Below are 24,399 nucleotides of genomic sequence, written 5' to 3'. Positions count from 1 at the left end.
GGCACCCGGCACCGATGAACGACGCCGCCGGCGATCCCCGCCCGATCCGGGCGGAGGGGATCGCCGGCGGCGTCGTTCCGTGTGAGCCTTCGCACGTGCTCGCGGTGGTGTGCGCGGGCCCGCGCGCTCCCGGCGGGAGGTACGGCCCCGGGCTCCCCGGGCTCCCCGGTATCCGCCGGTTCCCCTCACCCGCCCGGCTGTGCGGGTCCCGCCCCGCTCCGTTCCGCCCTGTGCAGGCGGGCGGCCAGCCGGGAGCCGGACTCGCGGCGGGCGGCGCGGCGCAGCAGGGGTATCGCGAGCAGGAAGCCGAGCACCGCCCAGGCGGTCAGCACCAGGGCGACCGTGGGCAGCTCCCAGGAGCCGGCCGCCTCGGCGGCCCGCGCGCTGTCCGGCAGCAGGGCCGAGCGCAGGCCCTGCGCGGTCCACTTGAGCGGGAAGACCGCGGCCGCCCGCTGGACCGGCAGGGGCAGCGAGGTGGCCGGGAAGACCGTGCCGGAGGCGATCAGCAGCCCGATCGCGGGCAGCATGATCAAGGCCAGCGCCTCGCGCGGGTTGGGCAGTACGGCACCGATGGCCGCGCCCAGCGGGACCACGGCGAGCAGCCCGAGCACGGTGACCCAGAGCAGCGTCAGCCAGCCGCCCGGCCCCTGCGGCAGCGGCCCGTCCACCACCAGCGCCGCGGCTGCCAGCAGCAGGGCCAGGGTGCCGGCCGCGGTGACGGTCACCAGCAGGGACTTGGCGATCAGGAGGGCCGGTATCCCGCCCGGTGTGGCGCGCATCCGCAGCAGTACGCCCTCCTCCCGCTCGGTCACGAGCATCTGCGGGAGGTTGATGAGCCCGATCTGGAACAGCAGCCAGGCGGCGAACCCCGCGATCACCGGATGGGCCGCCGGCGTATCGGTGCCGGGTACGCCGCCGCCGACATGGGCGGCGATCAGCAGCGCGACGGCCACATTGGTCAGATGGCCGGACATCTCCCGGGGATTGCGCAGGAGATGCCGCAGCTCGACACCGCCCCGGAGGGCTCCGGTACGCCAGTGGCGGCGGACATTCCGGGCAGCCGATTTCCCCGTCGCCCGTGTTGTTCGCGCTGTCTCCGTTGTCTGGACGCTCATCCGGCCAGTGCCTCCGTGTCGTCGCTCTCCCGGTGCACCATGTGCAGATAGGTGTCCTCCAGCGTCGGGCGGCGGACCTCCAGGCCGTCGACCGGCCCGTCCGCGTCCCGGTGGAGTTCCCAGACCAGCCGCGAGGGGTCCGCGGAGCGCTCGCGGTGAACCGTCCCGTCGGCGGCCGTCCAGCGGACCTCGGCCCGCGCGGCGGCCCGCCGGGCCAGCTCCGCGGGGGTGCCGCAGGCCCGGATCCGCCCGGCGACCAGCATGCCGATCCGGTCGGCGAGCCGTTCGGCCTCCGCCAGGTCGTGCGTGGTCAGCAGTACGGTGACGCCTTCGTCGCGGGCCAGCCGTTCGACCAGGAGATGGAAGTCGTGCCGGGCCCTCGGGTCGAAACCGGTGGTCGGCTCGTCCAGGAAGAGAAGCTCGGGACGGCCGATGATGCCGAGCGCGACATCCAGCCGCCGCCGCTGCCCGCCGGACAGCCGGTCCACCCGCAGGCCGGCCTGATCGCCGAGGCCGACCAGGGCGAGCAGTTCGGCCGGATCGCGCGGATCGGGGTGGTACGCCGCGAAGTGCGCCACCAGCTCACCGGCCCGCCAGCGGCCGTGGTCGCGCCAGGACTGAAGGACCAGCCCGATACGGCCGCGCCAGGCGTCGTCGCCCCGCTCCGGGTCCGCGCCGAGAACGCGGACCTCCCCGGCGGAGCGCCGGCGGAAGCCCTCCAGGATCTCGACGGTGGTGGTCTTCCCGGCACCGTTGGGGCCGAGCAGCGCGAAGACCTCGCCGCGGTGGATGTCCAGATCGATGCCGTGGAGGACGTCGACCCCGCCGTACGCCATGGCCAGACCGCGGGCACGTATCACCGGGCGATCGCCGGGAGCGGTTCGCCCGTCCGTCCCGGTGGATGCGGTGGTCATCCCGCCTCCGCGGGCTGTTTCCGCTGTGGCGGCGCCCCGGCGGGGGCCGTCTCCGCCGCCGCGGGCACGGCGCCCTCGACGATGGCGCGGAGCGCTGCCACATGCCCGTCGAAGGCGGCGCGGCCGAGGTCCGTCAGCCGCACCCTTGTACGCCGCTTGCGGCCGCCGCCCTCCTTGTGGAGCTCCAGATATCCGGCCTGCTCCAGGGTGTGGAGCTGTTTGGAGAGTGCGGAGTCGCTGAGCGAGAGGCTGTCGCGGACGAAGGCGAAGTCGGCCCATTCGGCGGTGGCGAGCAGGGCGACCAGCGAGAGCCGGGTGGCGGGATGGATCAGTTCGTCGAAGCCGGCGGGGGTGCTCATCGGCCCGCCCGATCGCCCCGGGCGCGCAGGGATCCGGTCGCCCAGCGGTTCACCGGCCCGGCGGACAGCAGGAACACCGCCGCCGTCGCCGTGGCCCGGATCAGGGCGGCGGGCATCGGCTCCAGTGCCCCGGTCAGGGGCCCGGACAGCAGGGCGGTCCCGCCGGTCGCCACCGCCACGGCGGCGAACGCGGCGAGCATCCGCCCGTCGCAGCGGGAGCGGTGCAGCCGTACCCGGCTGCCTCGGCTGTGCGCCACGGCCACCGCGCCGAGCAGGGCGGCGTATCCGGCGACGGCCGCCAGGACGGCCCAGCGGGGGAGGTCCAGGCCGAGGCCGGCCAGGAAGAGCCACATGAGCGCGGCCGTGGCGTACGCCGCCCCGCGCCCGCCCGACGCGCTCCGCTCGACCTCGTCGTACACCCGCTCCTGTGGCACCCGGATGCGCTGCAAATCCCGCCACGCCTGCTCGGCGTTCACCGATGTGCTCACGGCCGTACCCTTCCGACGCCTTTGACTTTCCTACTGGGAAAGTTACCCCTGACTTTCCTGGCAGGCAAGTCAACCGCCCCGGCCCGCCCGCCCCGGGGCCGTGCCGGCGTGGCGCGGCCCCGGAGCCGCGGCCGGGCGGTCAGGCGGTGCCCGGGGCGGTGTGGCGGGTGCCCGGGCGTCCGCCCCTGCCGCCCGGCCGGTCGGCCGTCCGGGGCCGGTCGGCGCACCCCTTCGTCTCCCCGGCGGAAGGGTGGTGCCGTGCCGGGCGGATCAGGGCCACACCGTAGGCCGCGACCCAGACCACCCACATCAGCCAGCCGGTGAGCCCCAGCAGCCCGAGCGGGCCACCGCTCCCGACGATCCACGGGGCGAGAACGGCCGAGCCGAACAGCAGCGCGGCCGACAGCAGGCCCAGCCCGCCGTGCCATGGCCGGATCAGCCCGGCCCGCAGGCCCGCGACGGAGAGCCCGAGCAGGGCGAGCGCCAGAAAGGTGCCGTTCAGGGTGAACAGCGCCTCGTGCAGCGCCCAGAGGCCGGCCGCCGGCCGATCGCCCTGTCCGGCCGCGGCGCCGAGTGCGAGACGGATCGCGACGACCCCGGCGAAGGCCGCGTTCTGGAGCAGCAGCCCGGCGAATCCGACCAGGGACCACGCCTCGGACCGGCCGCGCTCGGACGGCCGCAGCGCCGCGACGGCACCGGCTCCGAACAGCGTGGCCAGCACCCAGGCGAGCGGTGTGAGCGCGGAACCCGCGCCGAGCGCGCCGTCCTCGGTCCGGAAGAACGCGTGAACCTCGCCGGGCCCCGCGCCGGTCGCCGGCAGTCCGGCGGGTACCAGCAGCGCGTTGCTGAGGACGATGGTCAGGGCGAAGCCGAGGGCCGCGACGCCGCAGATCGCGGAGAAGCCGCGCGAAGATTTCGCTATGGATAACATCTATTCAATGTAGGCGGCGTCAAGCGAAAGAGGCAATCATGAGCGATGACCGGGAACGGCGCGGCTACGACTCGTCACGCCGCACGGCGCAGGCGCGGCGCACCCGCGAGGAGATCGCCCGCGCCGCGCGGCAGCTCTTCGTGGACCGGGGCTGGGCGGCGACGACCATCCGGGACGTGGCCGCCCGGGCGGGAGTCTCCGTGCCGACGGTGTACGCGGTGTACGGCAACAAGACGGGGCTGGCGCGGGCGCTGGCGGACGCCGCCGACCTCTCCGCCGACATCCCGAGGATGCTCGAAGAGCTGGACGCCCCGGGCGCGACCCCCGCTCGGCAACTCGCGGCGATGGCCGCCTATGACCGGCGGCTCTTCGAGCGGGCCGGTGATGTCATCACCCTGATGCGCGAGGCGGGCCGCACCGAGGCCGATCTGGCGACCGCCTACCCCGACGGCCGCGAGCGCGGCGACCGGACCCGGATACGGATCTTCTCGTCCTGGCCGCCCGGTGTGCTGCGGCAGGGACTGGACATGGAGTCCGCCGTCGACATCTATGCCGCGATCTGCTCCATCGACGTCTTCACCACCCTGACCGGCGAGCGGGGCTGGGAGCCCGGTCGGGTCGAGCGGTGGTGGAGCGGGACACTCGTCCGCGAACTGCTGAACCGAGCCCGCCTGCCGGACCTTCGGTGAGGCGCCGGGCCCGGTCTCAGGACAGGGCGAGTACGCAGAATTCGTGCCCCTCCGGATCGGTCAGGCAGGTCCACGGCACGTCGCCCTGGCCGATGTCGAGATCGGCGGCGCCGAGCGCCCGCAGCCGGGCCACCTCCGCCGCCCGGTCGTCGCCGGGGTACGGCAGCAGATCGAGATGGACGCGGTCCGGCACGGTCTTCCCGCCGGGCGTGCGGAGGAATTCGAGATACGGGCCGGTGTTCCCGGCGGAGCGCAGCACCGCGTGATCACCGGTCACCTCGTGCCGCGTCCAGTCGATCGCCGCACCCCAGAACCGGGCCATGGCCCGCGGATCCGCGCAGTCGACCACCACCGCGGCGATCGGCCCGGTGTCCCGGTAGACCTCCCGGGGCTCCAGCACACAGAATTCGTTGCCCTCCGGGTCGGCCAGAACCGTCCACGGCACCTCGCCCTGACCCACATCGGCGGGTGTCGCGCCGAGAGCCAGCAGACGCTCGATCAGCTCCGCCTGATGCTCCGCCGAGGTGGTGGCGAGATCGAGATGCACACGGTTCTTCACCGCCGTCCCGGCCTCCGGTACGGGAACCACGTCGATGCCGACGGTCACCGGGTCGGGCCAGACGAGATCGCCGGCGGGGCCGACATAGGTGGTGACGCCCGGACTGTGCGCACTCCAGCCGAGCGCCGCCGCCCAGAAGCGGCCGATCGCCGGTGCGTCGAGAGCCTTGATGTTCACCTGGACAGGTCGCAGCGCCATACGGACGATCCTAAGCAGCCGCCTCCCGGCGGCGTCCGTATTTTTCCGGCCCCGCCGGAGGGGCCGGACCGGTGACCGGGACCGGCCGCCCTCCCCGCCGAGGCGCCCGTCCCGACCCGCCGACCCCTCCTCGTACGCCCTCCGGCCTCAGCCGGTTCCCCCGATACGGGCGACGGCCCCGCTCGCGGCGTCACGCAGCGCCTCGTCCGACCCCACATCGCCGCCGTGCCGCCACGGCGAGGCGAGCAGCGCGGCCAGGGCCGGCAGCGCGGGTGCGGCGGGCCCGCCGATCTCGCCCAGCAGTTCCACCGAGCGGAGTGAGGGGACCCACGGGTCGCGGAGCCCCTCCGGGGAGACGGCGTCCAGCAGGGCGGGGACCGCTTCGGCCGGGTCGCCGGTCAGCCGCCACCACGCCTCGGCCGCGTGTGTCCTGGTCCGCGGACCGAAGGAGCCCGGGGCCGTACGTGACCGGCGCAGGACCTCGCGTACGGCGTCCGCGTGGACCCGGGCCGCCGGGCCGAGTTCGGCGAGCAGGTGGAGCGGCCCGCCCGCCCCCCGCCGCACGGCCGCGCCCAGCACCGTGAGGGCGGGTTCCGGGTCGCCGGTGACGCGCCAGTGCGCCCAGGCCGCCGTCGGGGCCCCCGCCCACGGCACCCCGGGGCCGGGTGTGCCACCCCCGTGGCGGGGCGGGCGGTGGGTCCCGAGGGCGAACGCCCGGAGCGTGCGGGCCGTCCCTCCGGCCGGGGGGCCGATCCGGCCGAGCACGGTGACCACCTCCCACGCCCAGGGCCCGGAGAGTTTCGGCGACAGCCCGGGGAGGGCCGGGGCCGCGGCCGGGCCCCAGGCGGCCAGGGCACGGAGCAGGGGCGGCAGATCCAGGTCGTCGGGGCGGAACTCACGGAGCCGCGCGACGGCGCCGGGCAGTACCTCGTGAGCCCATGCCGCAGGCACGGTGACCGCGGCCGGCCAGGTCCGGAACCACCTCTCCGGGAGCCACCGCAGCGCCCGCCGGTCACCGGCACCGATCAGAGCGGTGACCACCCCCGCGCGGGCATCGCCGGATTCCGTCTCCCGCAGCCACTCCACCAGGCGGTCGGCGTGCGGGGCGACGGCGGATCCGGCACCCCGGAGGGCCCACGCGGCGGTGTCGGCCGTCGCGCCGCCCGTCCACAGGCCGTCGACGACGGTCCGCCAGAGATCCCCGGGCGCGTCCCGGCGCGCCGACAGCCAGGCGTGGGCCGCGCGCACCGCGCAGTCCGGGACGGGCGCGGGCGGCGGCGGAGTCACCGCCGCGACCAGCGCGGCGGCTTCGGCCGGCCGGCCGGCCAGGCGCCGTACCCACGTCCGTGTCTCGTCCCGCCGGTCCGCGCGCCACGGCGGGCGCGGCCAGGTCTGCTCCCGCGCCTCCGCGAGGGCCCGGCCGACGACCGCGCCGAAGCCGGCCGGCCACGGCGGGGACTCCGGCGACGCCGCCCGGTGCCGGGCCACACGCTCCGCCGCGGCGAGCCGGACCAGGGCGGCCGGGTGGCGCAGTTCCCCGTGGCCGGGATCGTCCGAGAGGTCGTACGGCGCCAGGGCGGCGAGCGCGCGCAGCCGGGACGCTCGCGCGCTCGGATCCGCGTCGGCGGCGAGCCCCGACCGCAGGGCGGCCACCGTCCCGGCCGTCACGACGGCGTCATCGCCGGGGCCGAGTGCCCCGAGCAGCCATGCCGCCATGGTGCGCACGCCCGGGCGGGGATCCCCGACGAGGCGCGGCAGTGCCGGCCCGAGGGCGGCGAAGGCGGCGCGGCCGGCGGGCCCGGGCGGGGAGTTCTCGACATGCGCGGCCAGCAGGGCGAGCAGCCGGACGGCCCGGCCCCGGTCCGCCCCGTCGAGCACCTCCCGGGCCCGCGCCGCCGCCAGTTCGGCCGGTGCGCCCCGGGCGGCGTCCGGCATCCCGGCGACAAGTTCTCCGAGTTCCCCGAATTCCGCGCCCACGGTCTCCCCGGCGCCCACGGTCCCCCCTCCGTCCGAAACCCCGCCGGCCCCGATCATCGCACCGCCGGTACCTCCGCACGGGCCGGCGGGACACCCGCGCCCGAGCCGCGCCGCCTCCCCGTCCGCGCGCATCCGGTTGACCTTGACACGGTGACAGGGCCTTTACTGCTCGCCGAGGAGGTGGTCGCCGTGACGATCACGCGACAGGAATCGGATGCGACACGAGCGCTTCGGGCGCTGGAGGACGACCGTTCGTCCGTACGCCTGCGGGCCGCCCTGGCGGTCGGCACCACACCCGCCCCCGGCTCTGTCGACAAGCTTGTCGAGCGGTGCGCGATCGAGCCCGAGTTCTTCGTCCGCGACATGCTGACCTGGGCGCTCACCCGCCACCCGGTCTCCCTGACGCTTCCCTTGCTGCTCCGTGAAGTCCGCTCGGAGCGAGCGCAGGCACGGAGCCAGGCGCTGCACACCCTGTCCAAGATCGGGGACCGGCGGGCCTGGCCGGCCATCACCCGGACGCTCCTGTGCGACGCCGACGACGAGGTGGCGCGGAGCGCCTGGCGGGCCGCGGTCCTGCTGGTGCCCGAAGGCGAGGGGGCCGCGCTGGCCGGGGTGCTGGCGACGCAGCTCGGGCGCGGCGGGCGGGAGACGCAGCTGAGTCTCAGCCGGGCGCTGGTCGACCTGGGAGAGGAGATCGAGCCCGTTCTCCTCGCCGCGACGACGGCCCCGGACCCGGGCGTGCGCGCGCACGCCCTCGCCACCCAGCGGCTGCTGCGCGACCCGGAGGCCGGATTCGAGGCCGCGATCGAGGAGGCGAAGCGCGTCGTGGCCCTCGGCGGGTTCGGCCCGGAGGGACAATAGGACGTGTTGATCGGTGAGGTGGCGCGACGGTCCGGGGTCAGTGCCCGCATGCTCAGGTATTACGAGAAGCTCGGTCTGGTGTCCCCCTCGGACCGTACGGGTTCCGGCTACCGGGAGTACTCCGGGGAGGACGTCCGGCGGATCTTCCATATCGAGAGCCTGCGGTCGCTCGGCCTGTCGCTGCGCGAGATCGGCCGCGCGCTCGGCGATCCCGGCTTCACCCCCTCGGCCCTCGTGGACGACCTCATCCGCGAGACGCGCGAACGCATCGCGGCGGAGACCGAGCTGCTCACCCGGCTGCGCCGGATCGATGCCGCGGACCCCGCCGACTGGGAGGGCGTCCTCCAGGTCGTCTCGCTCCTCCAGGCCCTGGGGTCCAAGAGCCCCGACGCACGCCAGCGCGCGGCCCTCTACTCGGCCGACGAGGTCCCGGTGCCGGTGGACGCCCTGGTCGAGGCGGCACTGAGCGAGCGGGACCCGAATGTCGCCGGGGCGCTCCGATGGGCGCTCGCGCGATCGGGCGACCGCGGCACGGCCCCGTTGTCGGAGGGCCTCGCCTCGCCGGTGGCCGCGGTGCGGGAACGCGCCGTGCGGTCCCTCGCCGAGATGCCCGGCGACGAGGCGACCGCGCGCCTGCGCGATGCCCTCGCCAATCCCGACCGGGCGGTCCGCGGGTACGCGGCTCTGGAGCTCGGGACGCGTGGTGTGGCCGATGCGGTCCCGATCCTCATCGACATGATCGTGGAGGGAAGGAACGACACCGACGCGGCGGACGCGCTGAGCGTGCTGGCGGCCGGCACCGCGGCGGCGGACCGGATCGCGGCGGGGCTCGTCGACCGCCTCGCCCGCGACACCGCCCCGGCGCCCGCACGCGGACGGCTGACCCAGGCGCTCGGGGGCATCCCGGGGACGAGGGCGTCCCACGCCCTGGTGACGCTCTCGCACGACGGGGACCGCGCGGTCGCGCTGACCGCGGCGTACCTTCTCCGGCTGCGCGACGCCTCCCCGGCCGCGCGACGCGCGATGACGGACCCGCCTCGGCCACCGCGCGGGTGACCGGGCCGCGGCCGGCGCGACGCCGCGCTCCCGGCTCGCCCGCACCCTGGACGCGGGCGGCCCGCGCCGCTCATCCCGTGGTCAGGCGCCCCCGGCCGGCCGGCGCGCGGTGAGCTCGGCCTCGCGCAGCCAGTCGGTGTACCAGCGAGCGAAGGTGACCGGCTCGCCGGCCCGGCCGAGGAGGGGGACGAGGTCGCCGTCGTCCGCGCGCCAGTCGGACCAGACGGTGCCGCGATGAGGGCCGCTGACGATCAGCCACTCCCGCTGCGCGCAGCCGAGGTGGGAGATCACGACGGCGCCGGCGGTGCGCTCGGGGGCGAATATCAGGGCTCCCCAGCGTTCGTCCCACGCTTCGATGGCGTCGTCGAACTCCTCGATGTCGTCGAAGTCCTCCTCCTCGGGGCGTACGGCGAGAAGTGCCTCGCGCTCCGCGGAGTCCGGTCCGCGGTCGGGAAAGGGCCGGGCGAGCATGGACGGATCGGCCAGGTCGGCACCGTCTCCCTCCCAGCGCCAGCGGCCCTGCACGCGGCGGACGGGAAAGAGGCCGTACGCGGGGCCCGCGCCGCCGGCGCCGACGCGGGTGAGGAAGGTCCGGTACTCCTCCGGCAACCGCACCCCCGTCTGCGCTTCCAGTTCGGCCAGCTCGCCGTCGGCCAGAGGGTCCTCCAGGACCCACTTGTGCCCGTGCGAGCCGAACACCCCGCCGCGCGCCGGCAGCTCACCCAGGGCGCGGACGCGCTCACGGACACCGTTCCATCCCTGATCGGTCATGCCCGGACAGTAAGGGGCGCCACTGACAGCGGGACCCGCCCCCGGTGACCGGGCGCGGTGGACGGCCTCAACGGCGCGGGGAGCGCTCGGCTCGCGCGGCCCTGCCCGGAGGGGGCGTCCGCGCGCGTCCGGATCGGCGTGCGCGGGCCGGCCCGCGATGGCTCCGGCCGGGCGGACCGGGCGTCCCGGCGCCGGAGGGCGGCCTTCCCGACCGGCGGGACGGCATCACGCGGGGGTGCCGAGCGGCGGATGTTCGAGCACGCGGGGCTTGTACTCGACCAGCTGGATGCGGCCGTCGAAGGTGCGGTGCCCGGTCATCTCCAGGGCGACGTCCGGATAGCCGTCGTAGATGCGTTCCTCGCCCGTGGCACCGGTGATCACCGGGAACATCACGACACGGAAGCGGTCGACGAGCCCGGCCCGCAGCAGGGACCGGCAGAGGCTGAGGCTGCCGATCGTGCTCAGGAGCCCCGAGCCACTCGCTTTCATGGCGCGCACCGACTCGACGGCGCCGTCGCGGACGAGCGTGCAGTTGGCCCACGTCAGCGGCGCCTCGAGTGAGGAGGAGAACACCACCTTGGACGCCTGTGTGAGCTCGTCCACAGACGCCTCCTCCTCGGGTCTGAACCCGTCCTGGCCGTTCGGGACCTCACCCGCGGCGAAGCCCGACATCAGGCGGTAGGTGTTCGCTCCCATCAGGTAGGTGGCCTCGGGCTGCCGGCCGAGCCATGCGAGGTACTCCGGGCCTTCCAGGCCCCAGAAACCGGGCCACCCCTCTCCCGACGCATGGCCGTCGAGGGAGGTGATGAAGTCGACGAGAAGCTCCGACATGGCGGTGCCACTTCCTTTCCTCGGGTGTCACGGACTTGGACCGGCCGCGAGCCGCGAACTCATCGGTCACGCTCGGCCGGGCGAGGCGCACCGCCCGGTCACAGCGCGGCGAGGTGTCCATGGTCAACCCTTTGCATAAAACTGCGTGAGTACGTATAGTCATGCCATCGCTGAGGAGGGTTCGATGGTCGTACGAGTGGCAGTGGCAGGGGCGAGCGGATACGCGGGCGGAGAGGTTCTCCGGCTGCTGCTGGCGCATCCCGGCGTCGAGATCGGCGCGCTCACCGGCAACTCCAACGCCGGACAGCCCCTCGGCGGGCTCCAGCCCCATCTGACACCCCTCGCGGAGCGGGTGCTCCAGCCGACCCTTCCCGAGGTGCTCGCCGGGCACGATGTCGTCTTTCTCGCGCTGCCGCACGGCCAGTCCGCCGCCGTCGCCGAACAGCTCGGCTCCGAGACCCTGGTCATCGACATGGGCGCCGACTTCCGGCTCGCGGACGCCGCCGACTGGGAGCGCTTCTACGGCTCCCCGCACGCCGGGACCTGGCCCTATGGGCTCCCCGAGCTGCCCGGGGCGCGTGCCGTGCTCGCGGGAGCCCGGCGGATCGCGGTGCCGGGGTGCTATCCCACCGCCGTCTCGCTCGCGCTCTTCCCGGCGTACGCGGCCCACCTCGCCGAACCCGAGGCCGTGATCACCGCCGCCTCGGGCACATCCGGCGCGGGCAAGGCCGCCAAACCGCATCTGCTCGGCTCCGAGGTGATGGGCTCCATGAGCCCGTACGGCGTCGGCGGAGGCCACCGGCACACCCCCGAGATGATCCAGAACCTCAGCGCCGTCGCGGGGGAGCCGGTCACCGTCTCCTTCACCCCGACCCTCGCGCCCATGCCGCGCGGCATCCTGGCCACCTGCTCCGCCAGGGCGAGGCCGGGCGTCACCGCGCGGGATGTGCGGGCCGCCTACGAGAAGGCGCTCGCGGACGAGCCCTTCGTCCGGCTGCTCCCCGCGGGACAGTGGCCCGCGACCTCCTCCGTGTACGGGTCCAACGCCGTACGGGTGCAGGCCGTCCTGGACGAGTACGCCGGGCGGATCATCGCCATCAGCGCCATCGACAATCTGACCAAGGGCACCGCCGGCGGCGCCGTGCAGAGCATGAACATCGCACTCGGGCTGCCCGAGGAGACCGGCCTCACCACGGTCGGCGTCGCGCCCTGAGCCGACCGGCCCGTACCGCCGGAACCACCCGAACCGCACAGCCCGCACCGGACCGGCCCCCCCGGCCCGGCACCCGCACCGGCCCGGCCCCCCGACCCCCCGGCCCGGCACCCGCACCCGCCCGGACACCCAGGAGATGGAGAAACAGTGAGCGTCACCGCAGCGCAGGGATTCACGGCGGCCGGCATCGCCGCCGGGATCAAGGAGAACGGCAACCCGGACCTGGCCCTCGTGGTCAACAACGGTCCGCGCCGCGCCGCCGCGGGTGTCTTCACCTCCAACCGCGTCAAGGCCGCCCCCGTGCTCTGGAGCGAGCAGGTCCTCCAGGGCGGCGCCGTCACCGCGGTCGTCCTCAACTCCGGCGGCGCCAACGCCTGCACCGGCCCCCAGGGCTTCCAGGACACCCACGCCACCGCGGAGAAGGCCGCCGAGATCCTGCCGGGGCACAGCGCGGGCGAGATCGCCGTCGCCTCCACCGGCCTCATCGGCCTGCTCCTGCCCATGGACAAGCTCCTCCCCGGTATCGAGACGGCCGCCGCCCAGCTCAGCGAGGACGGCGGCGACCGGGCCGCCATCGCCATCAAGACCACCGACACCGTCCACAAGACCGCCGTCCACCGGGGCGGCGGCTGGGCGGTCGGCGGCATGGCCAAGGGCGCCGGAATGCTCGCCCCCGGCCTCGCCACCATGCTCGTGGTGCTCACCACCGACGCCGATGTCGAGAGCCCCGTCCTCGACAAGGCGCTGCGCGACGCCACCCGCCTCACCTTCGACCGGGTCGACTCCGACGGCTGCATGTCCACCAACGACACCGTGCTGCTGCTCGCCTCCGGAGCCTCCGGAATCACCCCGGAGTACGAGCTCTTCGACGACGCCGTGCGCACGGTCTGCGACGACCTCGCCCGCCAGCTCATCGGGGACGCCGAGGGCGCGTCCAAGGACATCCGGATCGAGGTCGTCGGCGCGGCCACCGAGGACGACGCCGTCGAGGTCGGCCGCTCCATCGCCCGCAACAACCTCCTCAAGTGCGCCATCCACGGCGAGGACCCCAACTGGGGCCGGGTCCTCTCCGCCATCGGCACCACCGGTGCCGCCTTCGAGCCCGACCGGCTCAATGTCGCCATCAACGGAGTCTGGGTCTGCCGCGACGGCAGTGTCGGCGAGGACCGCGACCTCGTCGACATGCGCTTCCGCGAGGTGCGGATCACCGCCGACCTCGCCGCCGGATCCGAGACCGCCGTCATCTGGGCCAATGACCTCACCGCCGAGTACGTCCACGAGAACAGCGCCTACAGCTCATGAACGGGACACCTGTGAATCCTGCGTCAGCGCGTAAGCACACGGCACTGCCCAAGGCCCGGATCCTCATCGAGGCGCTGCCCTGGCTCACCCGGCACAACGGCAAGACCGTCGTCATCAAATTCGGCGGCAACGCCATGGTCGACGACGACCTCAAGGCCGCCTTCGCCCAGGACGTCGTCTTCCTCCGGCACGCCGGCCTCAAGCCGGTCGTGGTCCACGGCGGCGGCCCGCAGATCAGCGCACAGCTCGACAAGCAGGGCCTGACCAGCGAATTCAAGGCCGGGCTCCGGGTCACCACCCCCGAGGCCATGGATGTCGTGCGGATGGTGCTGGCCGGACAGGTCCAGCGCGAGCTGGTCGGGCTGCTCAATCAGCACGGACCGCTCGCCGTCGGCATCACCGGCGAGGACGCGCACACCATCACCGCGACCCGCCACCGGCCGCTCATCGACGGCGAGCGCGTCGACATCGGGCGGGTCGGCGAGATCACCAGAATCGACACCGGCGCCGTCGAGGCGCTGCTGGAGAACAACCGGATCCCGGTCATCTCCTCCATCGCCCGCTCGGAGGACGACGGACATGTCTACAACGTCAATGCTGATACGGCGGCTGCGGCACTCGCTGCGGCGCTGGGCGCGGAAACCATGATGGTCCTCACCGATGTCGAGGGGCTGTACGAGGACTGGCCCCACAGCGACGAGGTCATCTCCCGGCTCACCGCGACCGAGCTGGAGAAGCTCCTGCCCGATCTCTCCAGCGGCATGGTCCCCAAAATGGAGGGCTGCCTCCACGCCGTGCGCAACGGAGTGAACACCGCCCGCGTCATCGACGGCCGCGTACCGCACTCCATCCTGCTGGAGATCTTCACCGACGAGGGCATCGGCACCATGGTCGTGCCCGACGCCCCGTCCGGACCCGAAGGGGAATGATGAGCAACCAGGAGTACGCCCGGCGCTGGCGGGGCGTGATGACCGACAACTACGGCACCCCGGGGCTGGCGCTCGTCCGCGGCGAGGGGGCGAAGGTCTGGGACGCCGACGGCACCGAGTACACCGACTTCGTCGGCGGGATCGCGGTCAACGCGCTCGGCCACGCCCACCCGGCGGTCGTCGACGCCGTCTCCCGGCAGATCGCCTCGCTCGGCCATGTCTCCAACCTCTACGGCGCCGAGCCGCCGCTCGCTCTCGCCGAGCGGCTGATCCAGCTCTTCGGCAGGCCCGGGCGGGTCTTCTTCTGCAATTCCGGCGCCGAGGCCAATGAGGCCGCCTTCAAGATCGGCCGGCTCACCGGCCGCTCGCACACCGTGGCCACCACCGGCGGTTTCCACGGCCGGACCATGGGTGCCCTGGCACTGACCGGCCAGCCGGCCAAGCGGCACCCCTTCCTGCCGCTGCCGGGCGAGGTCACCCACGTACCGTACGGGGACGCCGAAGCCCTGCGCGCCGCCGTGACCAGCGAGACCGCGCTGGTCGTCATCGAGCCCATCCAGGGCGAGAACGGCGTCATGGTGCCGCCCCCGGGGTATCTCACCGCCGCCCGGGAGATCACCCGGGCCACCGGCACCCTGCTCTGCCTGGACGAGGTCCAGACCGGCATCGGACGGACCGGCCACTGGTTCGCGGCCCAGGCCGAGGGGGTGGAGGCCGATGTCGTCACCCTCGCCAAGGGCCTCGGCGGCGGTTTGCCGCTCGGTGCCGCCGTCGCCTTCGGCCCGGCCGCCGATCTCCTCAAGCCCGGCCACCACGGCACGACCTTCGGCGGGAACCCGGTCGCCTGCGCCGCCGGACTCGCCGTTCTGGAGACCATCGAGGCGGAAGGGATCCTCGACCGGGTCAAGACGCTCGGCGAGCGGATCCGGGACGGCGTGGTGGACGCCGGGGGCCGCGGCAGGCACCCCCTGGTCTCCCACATCCGCGGTGCCGGACTCATGCTGGGTATCGTGCTCAGCGAGCCCCTCGCGCCGCAGGTGCAGATCGCGGCTCAGAGCGCCGGCTTCCTGGTGAACGCCCCGGCTCCCGATGTCCTACGGCTGATTCCGCCGCTGATCATCGGCGAGGCGGAGGTGGACTCCTTCCTCCAGGCCCTGCCCGGCGTTCTCGACGCGGCCGCCGCGTCGCACAGGGAAGGACGATCCGGAGAATGAGACGAAGATGACCGAGGCGCAGGACACCGAGCAGGGCGGGCCCGCAGTACCGCAGACGCGGATGGCCCGCCACCGCCGGATCGTGGACATTCTCAACCGCCAGCCGGTGCGCTCCCAGAGCCAGCTGGCCAAGCTCCTCGCGGACAACGGGCTGAACGTCACCCAGGCGACGCTCTCCCGCGATCTCGACGAGCTGGGCGCGGTGAAGATCCGCAACACCGGCGGTGAGCTGATCTACGCGGTCCCGAGCGAGGGCGGCTTCCGCACCCCGCAGGCCCCGCTCGGCGAGTCGGCGAAGGAGGAGCGGATGCGCAGGCTCTCCGGAGAGCTGCTGATCTCCGCCGAGGCGTCCGCCAATCTGGTGGTGCTGCGCACTCCTCCGGGCGCCGCGCAGTTCCTCGCCTCGGCCATCGACCAGGCCGAGCTCCACGACATCCTCGGCACGATCGCGGGCGACGACACGCTGCTGCTGATCAGCCGCGATCCGGTGGGCGGCCAGGCGCTGGCCGACCATCTGCTCCGACTGGCCCAGAACGACCGCGCCTGACCCGCCGGCGGGCCGCAACCCTCAGCCCCGCCGGCGGGCTGGAGCCGCGATACACAGCCTCGCCGGCGATTGAGGCGCGGGGTCCGGGGCGGAGCCCCGGCAAGAGGCCCGCACGGTGCTTCCGCCGGTCCGCGACCGCGGGTCGTTCGCGGGGCGCTGCCCCGAGCCCCGCGCCTCAATCGCCGGCGGGGCTGGGATGGCCGCTCCCCGCCTCGGACCGGCGCGGAACGGCCACCCCCTCACGCCCGCCGCGGCGGCAGCGGCAGCGGAAGGGCCGGGAGTCCGTCCAGGCTCACCCCCACGTGCTCCTTCTTCTCGCAGTACGCCGCGAACTCCTCGTCCGACTTCCGCCCGAAGTGCTCCGCATGCTGGGTGCGTTCCCCCGTGTACTCCATGAACGGCACCGCGAACCCGCACGCGTCGCTGATCCGGCGCGCGTGGATGACGATGACCGCGCGGGCCGACGGCCCGTCCGCGTCCCCGAAGCGGCCGATGAGATCAGCCCAGCGCGGATCGTCCCGGAGGACCACCTCACCGCGGCCGTGCACCCGCAGCACCTTGGGCGGTCCGGTGAAGGCACACCACATCAGGGTGATCCGGCCGTTCCCCTCCTCCCGCAGATGCGCGATCGTCTCCGCGCCGCTGCCGCCGAAGTCCAAATAGGCCAGGGTCAGTTCGTCCAGGACGATCAGCGATCCGCCGCGGCCCTTGGGGGAGAGGTTCACATGGCCGTCGCCCGCGAGCGGGGCGGTCGCGGTGAAGAAGACGGGCTGCTCCTCGATGAAGGCCCGGATCCGGCCCTCGATGCGCTCATGGTTTTCCCATGCCCGCATTCTGCGCCGCGCGGGGCCATCACGGGGTGGCGTTGACGAAACATACGGAGGAGTGCATACTTATTCCATCGTCGGAATGCACCGTTAAGGAGAAACCCGTGACCGAGCGCGTCGTACTCGCCTACTCGGGCGGTCTGGACACCTCCGTCGCCATCGGCTGGATCGCCGAGGAGACGGGCGCCGAGGTCATCGCCGTCGCCGTGGATGTCGGGCAGGGCGGCGAGGACCTGGACGTCATCCGCAAGCGCGCGCTCGCCTGCGGTGCCGTCGAGGCCGAGGTGGCGGACGCCAGGGACGAGTTCGCCGATGAGTACTGCCTCCCCGCGATCAAGGCCAACGCGCTGTACATGGACCGCTATCCGCTGGTCTCCGCGCTCTCCCGGCCGACCATCGTCAAGCACCTGGTCGCCGCCGCCCGCAAGCACAACGCCGGCATCGTGGCCCACGGCTGCACCGGCAAGGGCAATGACCAGGTCCGCTTCGAGGCCGGTATCGCCGCTCTCGGCCCCGACCTGAAGTGCATCGCCCCGGTCCGCGACTACGCGATGACCCGGGACAAGGCGATCGCCTTCTGCGAGGAGAAGCAGCTCCCGATCACCACCACCAAGAAGTCGCCGTACTCCATCGACCAGAACGTCTTCGGGCGGGCCGTCGAGACCGGCTTCCTGGAGGACATCTGGAACGCGCCGATCGAGGACATCTACGAGTACACCTCCAACCCGGCCGAGCCGCGCGAGGCCGACGAGGTCGTCATCTCCTTCAAGGAGGGCGTCCCGGTCGCCATCGACGGCAAGCCCGTCACCGTCCTCCAGGCCATCCAGCAGCTCAATGAGCGCGCGGGTGCCCAGGGCATCGGCCGGATCGACATGGTCGAGGACCGGCTCGTGGGCATCAAGTCCCGTGAGGTGTACGAGGCGCCGGGCGCCATCGCGCTCATCACCGCCCACCAGGAGCTGGAGAATGTCACCGTCGAGCGCGAGCTGGCCCGCTACAAGCGGCAGGTCGAGCAGCGCTGGGGCGAGATGGTCTACGACGGCCTCTGGTTCTCCCCGCTCAAGCGCGCCCTGGACGGCTTCATCAACGAGGCCAACCAGTACGTCACCGGCGACATCCGGATGACCATGCACGGCGGCCGGGCCGTCGTCACCGGCCGGAAGTCCGACGAGTCGCTCTACGACTTCAACCTCGCCACCTACGACTCCGGCGACACCTTCGACCAGTCGAAGGCCCAGGGCTTCATCGAGATCTTCGGCCTCTCGTCGAAGATCGCCGCCCGTCGCGACCTCAAGATCTAGCGCCCCGGGGCCCCGGGTTCCCGCGCCACCGTACGACCATCTCCGCCCCGCCCGCCCGCGACGGGGCGGAGTGACCGCCCCCAGGCATCAGCCGAGGGGGCGGTCGCACATCCACACTCCGAGGAGCTTCCGCAGTGAGCAGCAACAACGGTGATGTCCGGCTCTGGGGCGCGCGTTTCGCCGACGGCCCGGCCGAGGCGCTGGCGAAACTCTCCGCCTCGGTGCACTTCGACTGGCGGCTCGCGCCGTACGACATCGCCGGATCCCGCGCCCACGCCCGGGTGCTGCACACCGCCGGCCTGCTCACCGCCGATGAGCTGACCCGGATGCTCGACGGCCTCGGCCGGCTGGAGAAGGACGTCGCCGACGGCTCCTTCACCGGCACCATCGCCGACGAGGACGTGCACACCGCGCTCGAACGCGGTCTGCTGGAGCGCCTCGGCGCCGACCTCGGCGGCAAGCTGCGGGCCGGCCGCTCCCGCAATGACCAGATCGCCACCCTCTTCCGGATGTACCTCCGTGACCACGCCCGGATCATCGGCGGCCTGATCGCCGAGCTCCAGAGCGCGCTGGTGGGGCTGGCCGAGGCGCACCCCGGTGTCGCCATGCCGGGCCGCACCCATCTCCAGCACGCCCAGCCGGTGCTCTTCGCCCACCATGTACTCGCCCATGTGCAGGCGTTCTCCCGGGACGCCGAGCGGCTGCGGCAGTGGGACGACCGCACGGCGGTCTCGCCCTACGGCTCCGGCGCGCTCGCCGGCTCCTCGCTCGGACTCGACCCGGAGGCGGTCGCCGCCGACCTGGGCTTCGAGCGCGGTTCGGTGGGCAATTCGATCGACGGCACCGCCTCGCGCGACTTCGTCGCCGAGTTCGCCTTCATCACCGCGATGATCGGGGTCAATCTCTCCCGGATCGCGGAGGAGATCATCATCTGGAACACCAAGGAGTTCTCCTTCGTCACGCTCCACGACGCGTTCTCCACCGGGTCGTCGATCATGCCGCAGAAGAAGAACCCGGACATCGCCGAGCTCGCGCGCGGCAAGTCGGGCCGGCTGATCGGCAATCTGACCGGCCTGCTGGCGACCTTGAAGGCGCTGCCGCTGGCGTACAACCGCGACCTCCAGGAGGACAAGGAGCCGGTCTTCGACTCCTGCGACCAGCTGGAGGTGCTGCTGCCCGCCTTCACCGGGATGATGGCCACGCTCACCGTCAACCGGGAGCGGATGGAGGAGCTGGCCCCGGCCGGCTTCTCGCTCGCCACCGACATCGCGGAGTGGCTGGTCAAGCAGGGGGTGCCGTTCCGGGTCGCGCACGAGGTGGCCGGTGAGTGCGTCAAGGTCTGCGAGGCGCGGGGGATCGAGCTGGACCAGCTGACGGACGAGGAGTTCGCCGAGATCTCCGCACATCTGAAGCCCGAGGTGCGCTCGGTGCTCAATGTCGCGGGCGCGCTGGCCTCCCGCAGCGGGCGCGGCGGTACCGCGCCGTCCGCCGTGGCGATCCAGCTCGCCGAGGTCAGGGCCGATCTCGCGGCTCAGTACGCCTGGGCCACGGCCGGGGACTGACCCCGCCACCCTCTGGTCCGACGGGGCCGCCGGGCTGCTCGACCGGCTCGCGATCCCGTCCCGGCCGCGCCGCGGACCCATCCGCGCGCGACCGGGACCACTGTGCCCGTTCGCCCGCTCAAGGAGCCGGCCCCCGCCCATCGGTGGGGGCCGGCTCCTTTGTTTCTCCCCGCCGAATGAGTCGGTGCGGCACCGGGTGAGACAGTGATGTCTCACATGGTCTATGCTTGTCTCATGACAGTCGACCGCGAGCAGGTACTGCGTTCCGCCGCCGCCACGCTCACCCGCAAAGCCACCGCGACCATGGACGAGGTCGCCCGGGCCGCCGGCATCGGACGGGCCACCCTGCACCGCCACTTCGCCGGGCGGGACGCGCTCGTCCTCGCGCTGGAGGAGCTGGGCATCCGCGAGTTCGAGGCGGCACTGGACGCGGCACGGCTCGACGAGGGCACCGCCCCCGAGGCGCTGCGGCGCCTGATCGCCGGGAGTGAGGCCAATGCCGGACTCCTCGGCTTCCTCGTCACCGAGAACCAGCTTTTCGAGGGCGAGCAGGTCAATGAGGGGTGGAACCGGCTCGATGTCAGGGTGGCCGCGCTCTTCCAGCGCGGCCAGGAGGAAGGCGACTTCCGGATCGACCTCACCGCCGCCTGGCTCACCGAGGCCCTCTACGGGCTCTTCGGTTCGGGAGCCTGGGCGGTGCAGTCCGGCCGGGTCGCCCCCAAGGACTTCCAGTTCATGATCGCCGAGCTGCTGCTCGGCGGCTGTATCCGACGGAGTGTGGAGAAGTGACCGCCACCGGACAGAAGACGCCGTACCCCGGCGGCGACACCGAGATCGTGAAGAACCCCGGCCGCTGGGTCGCCCTCGCCGTGCTGGTGCTCGCCGTGCTGCTGGTGGCGGTCGATGCCACCGTGCTCGGCCTGGCGACCCCGTTCCTGAGCGAGGACCTCGGCCCGTCCGGGACCCAGCTGCTCTGGATCGGCGATGTCTACTCCTTCGTCATCGCGGGTCTGCTGATCTCCATGGGCAGCCTCGGCGACCGCATCGGCCGCAAGAAGCTGCTGCTCACCGGAGCCGTGGCCTTCGGCGCCGTCTCCGTGCTCAACGCCTATGCGACCAGCCCCGAGATGATGATCGTGGCGCGGGCGCTGCTCGGTGTCGCCGGTGCGACCCTGATGCCGTCCACCCTCGCCCTGATCCGCAATCTCTTCCACGACCCGAAGGAGCGCAGTCTCGCGGTCGGCATCTGGGGTGCCGCCGCCTCCGCCGGTGCCGCCGTCGGACCGGTGGTCGGCGGTGTGCTGCTGGAGCACTTCTGGTGGGGCTCGGTCTTTCTGATCAACCTCCCGGTGATGGCGGTCCTCGTCCTCGTCGGCATCAAGCTGCTCCCCGAGTCGCGCAACCCCAACCCCGGTCCCTGGGACCTCCCCAGTGTCGGCCTCTCCCTCGTCGGCATCATCGCCGTGGTCTACGCGATCAAGGAACTGGCGGTCCACGGCCCGGGCCCGGAGAATCTGGCCGCCGCGGCGGTCGGTATCGGCGCGCTCCACTGGTTCATACGCCGGCAGCTGACGCTGGAATCCCCGCTGCTCAATGTCCGGCTCTTCCACAACCGGGGCTTCTCCGGCGCGGTACTGGCCGATCTGCTCACCATCCTCGGCCTCTCCGGGCTGGTCTTCTTCCTCTCGCAGTTCCTCCAGCTCGTCCAGGGGCGCTCGCCCCTGGAGGCCGGACTGATAGAGCTGCCCGCCGCCATCGGCGCGGTCGGAGCCGGTCTGATGGCCGGTCATCTCGCCCGCCGGGCCTCGGTCCGCAGCGCGGTCTCCGGCGGTCTGACGGCGGTCGGCCTCGCCCTGGCCGCCTGCACCCTGCTCACCGCGGACACCGGCCCGCTATCCATGGGCCTGGCGCTCTTCCTCGGCGGCTTCGGCGCGGGGCTCGCCTTCACGGTCACCGCCGACGTCATTCTCTCCAGCGTCCCCAAGGAGCAGGCGGGAGCGGCGTCCGCGGTCTCCGAGACGGCGTACGAGCTCGGCGCGGCACTCGGCATCGCGGTGCTCGGGTCGATCGTGACCGGGGTCTACCGGGGCTTCCCCGCCCCCGAGGGGGTACCCGCGGACGCCGTGTCCGCCGCCCGGGACTCCCTGGGCGGGGCCGCCGATGTGGCGGGCGCCCTGCCGCAGGAACAGGGCGCGGCCCTGCTCTCCTCGGCGCAGAACGCCTTCGCCGACGGATTCCATGTGGCGGGCGCGGTCGGCTCGGCGGTCCTGCTGCTCACCGCTGTGGGTGCCTGGTTCCTGCTGAAGGGCCAGCGCCTGGAGGATGGCGTCGAGCACCCGTAGCGGCCCGCCGCACACCCGCCCGCCCCGGGCACGAAAGGCGCCGGGCGGGAACGGCCCCGGGCACGAAAGGCGCCGGGCCCCGGACAGGAATCCTGTCCGGGGCCCGGCGCCGTCGTCCGCTCCGGCGAGTCAGGCCGCCTTGGCCTTGGTGGCGTACATGTCCACGTACTCCTGGCCCGAGAGCCCCATGACCTCGGTCATCACCGAGTCGGTCACCGCGCGCAGCACATAGCGGTCGCGGTCCATGCCCTCGTACCGGGAGAACTCCATCGCCTCGCCGAACCGGATCGTCACCCGGCCGGGGCGCGGCAGGCCGGCGCCGCCGGGCTGGAGCTTGTCCGTGCCGATCACGGCGAAGGGGATGACGGGCGCGCCGGTCATCAGGGTGAGCCGGGCGATTCCGGTACGTCCCCGGTAGAGCCGGCCGTCGGGGGAGCGGGTGCCCTCGGGGTAGATGCCGAACACCCGGCCCTCCTCCAGGATCCGGCGGCCCGTCATCAGCGCGGCCACTCCGCCGTTCGCACCGTCCCGGTCCACCGGGATCATGCCGACGCCGATGAAGAACCAGGCCATCACACGGCCCTTGACGCCCTTTCCGGTGACGTATTCGTCCTTGCCGATGAAGTGCACCGGGCGCGAGGTCACCAGCGGGAGGATCATGGAGTCGATGAAGGTGAGGTGATTCCCCGCCAGGATCACGGGGCCGGTGCCCGGAATGTTCTCGACGCCTTCCACGCGAGGGCGGAACATCAGGCGCAGGAACGGTCCAAGCACGGCCTTGATGAGCGACAAGCGGGACAACGAGTCCTCCGGTGTCATGGACGGACGGCGGGCGGCCGGTGCGGTCCCCCGCGTCGGGCCTTGGCCGGGCCCGAATGAAGTCAGGGCAGGTGAGGACGATACTCGCGGTTCACGTCTCATCGCACATCGGGTTCACGGAGTGGTTACGCACTGGTGACATCTATTTGCGCCACGTTCGTCCGGACGTTTCCCCGCGATACCACAGATTCCCCTAGCGTCGGTCACAGCCACGCCCGTACCCGCCGGTCGCCGGAGACCGGGTCGCGGCAGTGACCGGAAACACGGCCGGGTGACGGTCGGTGACAGGAGAGGAAGGGCCCGATGACGGAGGACACCGGCAGGAGTCCGGGGCGTCGGCGGATACTCGGAGCCGCCGCGCTCGGTACCGCGGCACTGGGTCTGACCGGGGCCGCCGCGGCGCCGGCCGGCGCCGCCGAGCGCGGGGAGCGGGACCGCGGACACCTGCGGGAGCTGCCCCGGCCCGCGATCATCGCCCACCGGGGCGCCAGCGGCTACCGGCCCGAGCACACCCTCGGCGCGTACCGGCTGGCGCTCGACATGGGCGCGGATGTCATCGAACAGGATCTGGTCCCCACCCGGGACGGCCATCTCGTCTGCCGTCACGAGAACGACATCAGCGGCACCACGGATGTCGCCGCCCGTCCGGAGTTCGCCTCTCGCCGGACGGCGAAGACGGTGGACGGCACCAGGATCACCGGCTGGTTCACCGAGGACTTCACCCTCGCGGAGCTGAAGACCCTCCGGGCCAAGGAGCGGATCCCGGGCAACCGCCCCCGCAACACCCTCTACGACGGCCGCTGGACCGTGCCCACCTTCGAGGAGGTGCTGCGCTGGGCGGAGAAGGAGGGCCGCCGCCGGGGCCGTCCGGTCTGGCTGCACGCCGAGACCAAGCACCCGACCTACTTCCGGGGCCTCGGCCTGGGCCTGGAGGAACCGCTCGCCCGGCTGCTGCGCCGCTACGGCCGGGACCGGCACGACTCGCCCGTCTTCCTCCAGTCGTTCGAGCCGGGGAGCATGCGGCGGATGGCCCGGCTGGTCTCCTCGCCCCGGGTGGTGCTGCTCGACGCCGCCGGGACCCGGCCCTGGGACTTCGTGGAGGCGGGCGATCCGCGCACGGTCGACGATCTGATCGCGCCGGACGGCCTGAAGTGGATCGCGTCCTTCGCCCAGGGCATCGGCCCCACCCTCAACCTGGTCATTCCCCGGGGCGCGGACGGCGCGCTGGGCCGGCCGACGACGCTGGTGCGGGACGCCCACCGGGCGGGGCTGATCCTGCACCCGTACACCCTGCGGAACGAGAACAGCTTCCTCCCCGCGGACTTCCGGCGCGACTATCCGGGGGTGCCGGGGGAGGACGCCAATGAGTACGGGGACGTCCTCGGCGCGTACCGGAGGTACTTCGACACCGGTATCGACGGCATCTTCACCGACCACCCGGACACCGGGCTGCTCGCGGCGGCGGACTTCCGGGACCGGCGGCCGGCCGGCGGGGTGTGAACGGCCCGGCGGTCAAGGGCCGGACGGGCGGGTGCCGTTCGGCCCGTGGTTCCGGCGGGCGGGCGCCGTCCGGACCGGGTTCCGGCGGGCCCGC

Annotated in this window: 24 protein-coding genes; 13 read left to right on the top strand and 11 right to left on the bottom strand. The window is 73.2% G+C overall.

All coding sequences use genetic code 11. From position 1 onward, the window contains the following. Positions 1-185 precede the first annotated feature (185 nt). The 5 genes from AAFN69_RS15615 to AAFN69_RS15595 form a co-directional block, all read right to left on the bottom strand. Positions 186-1,115: an ABC transporter permease gene (locus AAFN69_RS15615; protein WP_347729094.1), complete on the bottom strand. Its 930-nt coding sequence runs from the start codon at positions 1,113-1,115 to the stop codon at positions 186-188. Further along, entirely contained in the window at positions 1,112-1,951 is an 840-nt protein-coding gene (locus AAFN69_RS15610) for an ABC transporter ATP-binding protein (protein ID WP_347729277.1), read from the bottom strand. The genes AAFN69_RS15615 and AAFN69_RS15610 overlap by 4 nt, the downstream gene beginning before the upstream one ends. A 74-nt stretch (positions 1,952-2,025) precedes the next feature. Beyond that, positions 2,026-2,388 (bottom strand): transcriptional regulator, encoded by a 363-nt coding sequence (locus tag AAFN69_RS15605; RefSeq protein ID WP_347729093.1) that lies wholly within the window; start codon positions 2,386-2,388, stop codon positions 2,026-2,028. Further along, positions 2,385-2,876 (bottom strand): hypothetical protein, encoded by a 492-nt coding sequence (locus AAFN69_RS15600; RefSeq protein ID WP_347729092.1) that lies wholly within the window; start codon positions 2,874-2,876, stop codon positions 2,385-2,387. The genes AAFN69_RS15605 and AAFN69_RS15600 overlap by 4 nt, the downstream gene beginning before the upstream one ends. Positions 2,877-3,015: 139 nt before the next feature. Next, positions 3,016-3,807 (bottom strand): 2-oxoglutarate/malate transporter, encoded by a 792-nt coding sequence (locus AAFN69_RS15595; RefSeq protein ID WP_347729091.1) that lies wholly within the window; start codon positions 3,805-3,807, stop codon positions 3,016-3,018. 38 nt (positions 3,808-3,845) lie between these two features. Here AAFN69_RS15595 and AAFN69_RS15590 point away from each other — a divergent pair, with 38 nt between their 5' ends. Further along, the gene (locus AAFN69_RS15590; RefSeq protein WP_347729090.1) at positions 3,846-4,496 is read left to right on the top strand and encodes a helix-turn-helix domain-containing protein; all 651 of its coding nucleotides are present in this window, start codon (positions 3,846-3,848) and stop codon (positions 4,494-4,496) included. A 16-nt stretch (positions 4,497-4,512) separates the two neighbouring features. Here the strand turns inward: AAFN69_RS15590 and AAFN69_RS15585 are convergent, their stop codons facing one another. Both AAFN69_RS15585 and AAFN69_RS15580 read right to left on the bottom strand, forming a co-directional pair. Beyond that, positions 4,513-5,253 (bottom strand): VOC family protein, encoded by a 741-nt coding sequence (locus AAFN69_RS15585; protein ID WP_347729089.1) that lies wholly within the window; start codon positions 5,251-5,253, stop codon positions 4,513-4,515. A gap of 147 nt (positions 5,254-5,400) precedes the next feature. Further along, entirely contained in the window at positions 5,401-7,248 is a 1,848-nt protein-coding gene (locus tag AAFN69_RS15580) for a hypothetical protein (protein WP_347729088.1), read from the bottom strand. A 132-nt stretch (positions 7,249-7,380) separates the two neighbouring features. Between AAFN69_RS15580 and AAFN69_RS15575 the strand changes: the two genes are divergently transcribed. Together AAFN69_RS15575 and AAFN69_RS15570 are read left to right on the top strand one after the other, a co-directional pair. Beyond that, complete coding sequence (locus tag AAFN69_RS15575) at positions 7,381-8,091, top strand: HEAT repeat domain-containing protein (RefSeq protein ID WP_347729087.1); 711 nt, start codon at positions 7,381-7,383, stop codon at positions 8,089-8,091. Between the two features lie 3 nt (positions 8,092-8,094). Next, positions 8,095-9,147 (top strand): MerR family transcriptional regulator, encoded by a 1,053-nt coding sequence (locus AAFN69_RS15570; protein ID WP_347729086.1) that lies wholly within the window; start codon positions 8,095-8,097, stop codon positions 9,145-9,147. A gap of 81 nt (positions 9,148-9,228) precedes the next feature. On the opposite strand, the gene AAFN69_RS15565 is transcribed toward AAFN69_RS15570, so the two are convergent. After that, the gene (locus AAFN69_RS15565; protein ID WP_347729085.1) at positions 9,229-9,918 is read right to left on the bottom strand and encodes an SMI1/KNR4 family protein; all 690 of its coding nucleotides are present in this window, start codon (positions 9,916-9,918) and stop codon (positions 9,229-9,231) included. 225 nt (positions 9,919-10,143) lie between these two features. Next, positions 10,144-10,749 carry a dihydrofolate reductase family protein gene (locus tag AAFN69_RS15560; RefSeq protein ID WP_347729084.1) on the bottom strand — a complete coding sequence of 202 codons (606 nt, stop codon included), beginning with the start codon at positions 10,747-10,749 and terminating at the stop codon, positions 10,144-10,146. A gap of 184 nt (positions 10,750-10,933) precedes the next feature. On the opposite strand from AAFN69_RS15560, the gene argC reads away from it, so the two are divergent. The 5 genes from argC (at position 10,934) to AAFN69_RS15535 (ending at position 15,954) form a co-directional block, all read left to right on the top strand. Next, complete coding sequence (argC, locus tag AAFN69_RS15555; RefSeq protein ID WP_347729083.1) at positions 10,934-11,962, top strand: N-acetyl-gamma-glutamyl-phosphate reductase; 1,029 nt, start codon at positions 10,934-10,936, stop codon at positions 11,960-11,962. 147 nt (positions 11,963-12,109) lie between these two features. After that, on the top strand, positions 12,110-13,264 hold the full coding sequence (gene argJ, locus AAFN69_RS15550) for a bifunctional glutamate N-acetyltransferase/amino-acid acetyltransferase ArgJ (protein WP_347729082.1): 1,155 nt from the start codon (positions 12,110-12,112) through the stop codon (positions 13,262-13,264). A gap of 11 nt (positions 13,265-13,275) precedes the next feature. Next, on the top strand, positions 13,276-14,193 hold the full coding sequence (gene argB / locus AAFN69_RS15545) for an acetylglutamate kinase (RefSeq protein ID WP_347729081.1): 918 nt from the start codon (positions 13,276-13,278) through the stop codon (positions 14,191-14,193). Continuing rightward, a complete protein-coding gene (locus AAFN69_RS15540; protein ID WP_347729080.1) occupies positions 14,193-15,407 on the top strand; it encodes an acetylornithine transaminase in 1,215 nt (404 codons plus the stop codon). Before argB ends, AAFN69_RS15540 begins: the two co-directional genes overlap by 1 nt. 7 nt (positions 15,408-15,414) lie before the next feature. Further along, entirely contained in the window at positions 15,415-15,954 is a 540-nt protein-coding gene (locus AAFN69_RS15535; protein ID WP_347729079.1) for an arginine repressor, read from the top strand. Between the two features lie 239 nt (positions 15,955-16,193). Here the strand turns inward: AAFN69_RS15535 and AAFN69_RS15530 are convergent, their stop codons facing one another. Continuing rightward, positions 16,194-16,787: a pyridoxamine 5'-phosphate oxidase family protein gene (locus AAFN69_RS15530; RefSeq protein WP_347729078.1), complete on the bottom strand. Its 594-nt coding sequence runs from the start codon at positions 16,785-16,787 to the stop codon at positions 16,194-16,196. A gap of 98 nt (positions 16,788-16,885) precedes the next feature. Here AAFN69_RS15530 and AAFN69_RS15525 point away from each other — a divergent pair, with 98 nt between their 5' ends. The 4 genes from AAFN69_RS15525 (at position 16,886) to AAFN69_RS15510 (ending at position 21,986) form a co-directional block, all read left to right on the top strand. Then, a complete protein-coding gene (locus AAFN69_RS15525) occupies positions 16,886-18,082 on the top strand; it encodes an argininosuccinate synthase (RefSeq protein WP_347729077.1) in 1,197 nt (398 codons plus the stop codon). Between the two features lie 134 nt (positions 18,083-18,216). Next, positions 18,217-19,644, top strand: a complete 1,428-nt coding sequence (argH, locus tag AAFN69_RS15520) for an argininosuccinate lyase (RefSeq protein ID WP_347729076.1) — start codon at positions 18,217-18,219, stop codon at positions 19,642-19,644. Positions 19,645-19,878: 234 nt separating this feature from the next. Beyond that, positions 19,879-20,433, top strand: a complete 555-nt coding sequence (locus tag AAFN69_RS15515) for a TetR/AcrR family transcriptional regulator (protein WP_347729075.1) — start codon at positions 19,879-19,881, stop codon at positions 20,431-20,433. After that, a complete protein-coding gene (locus tag AAFN69_RS15510) occupies positions 20,430-21,986 on the top strand; it encodes an MFS transporter (RefSeq protein ID WP_347729074.1) in 1,557 nt (518 codons plus the stop codon). The genes AAFN69_RS15515 and AAFN69_RS15510 overlap by 4 nt, the downstream gene beginning before the upstream one ends. Before the next feature lie 129 nt (positions 21,987-22,115). On the opposite strand, the gene AAFN69_RS15505 is transcribed toward AAFN69_RS15510, so the two are convergent. Continuing rightward, entirely contained in the window at positions 22,116-22,778 is a 663-nt protein-coding gene (locus tag AAFN69_RS15505) for a lysophospholipid acyltransferase family protein (protein WP_347729073.1), read from the bottom strand. 330 nt (positions 22,779-23,108) lie between these two features. On the opposite strand from AAFN69_RS15505, the gene AAFN69_RS15500 reads away from it, so the two are divergent. Continuing rightward, a complete protein-coding gene (locus AAFN69_RS15500; RefSeq protein WP_347729072.1) occupies positions 23,109-24,305 on the top strand; it encodes a glycerophosphodiester phosphodiesterase in 1,197 nt (398 codons plus the stop codon). Positions 24,306-24,399 lie beyond the last annotated feature (94 nt).

Origin of the sequence: Streptomyces sp. CAU 1734 (genome assembly GCF_039888735.1) — a bacterium.
Taxonomy (GTDB): Bacteria; Actinomycetota; Actinomycetes; order Streptomycetales; family Streptomycetaceae; genus Streptomyces.
This window is presented reverse-complemented; position numbering and strand designations above follow the sequence as displayed.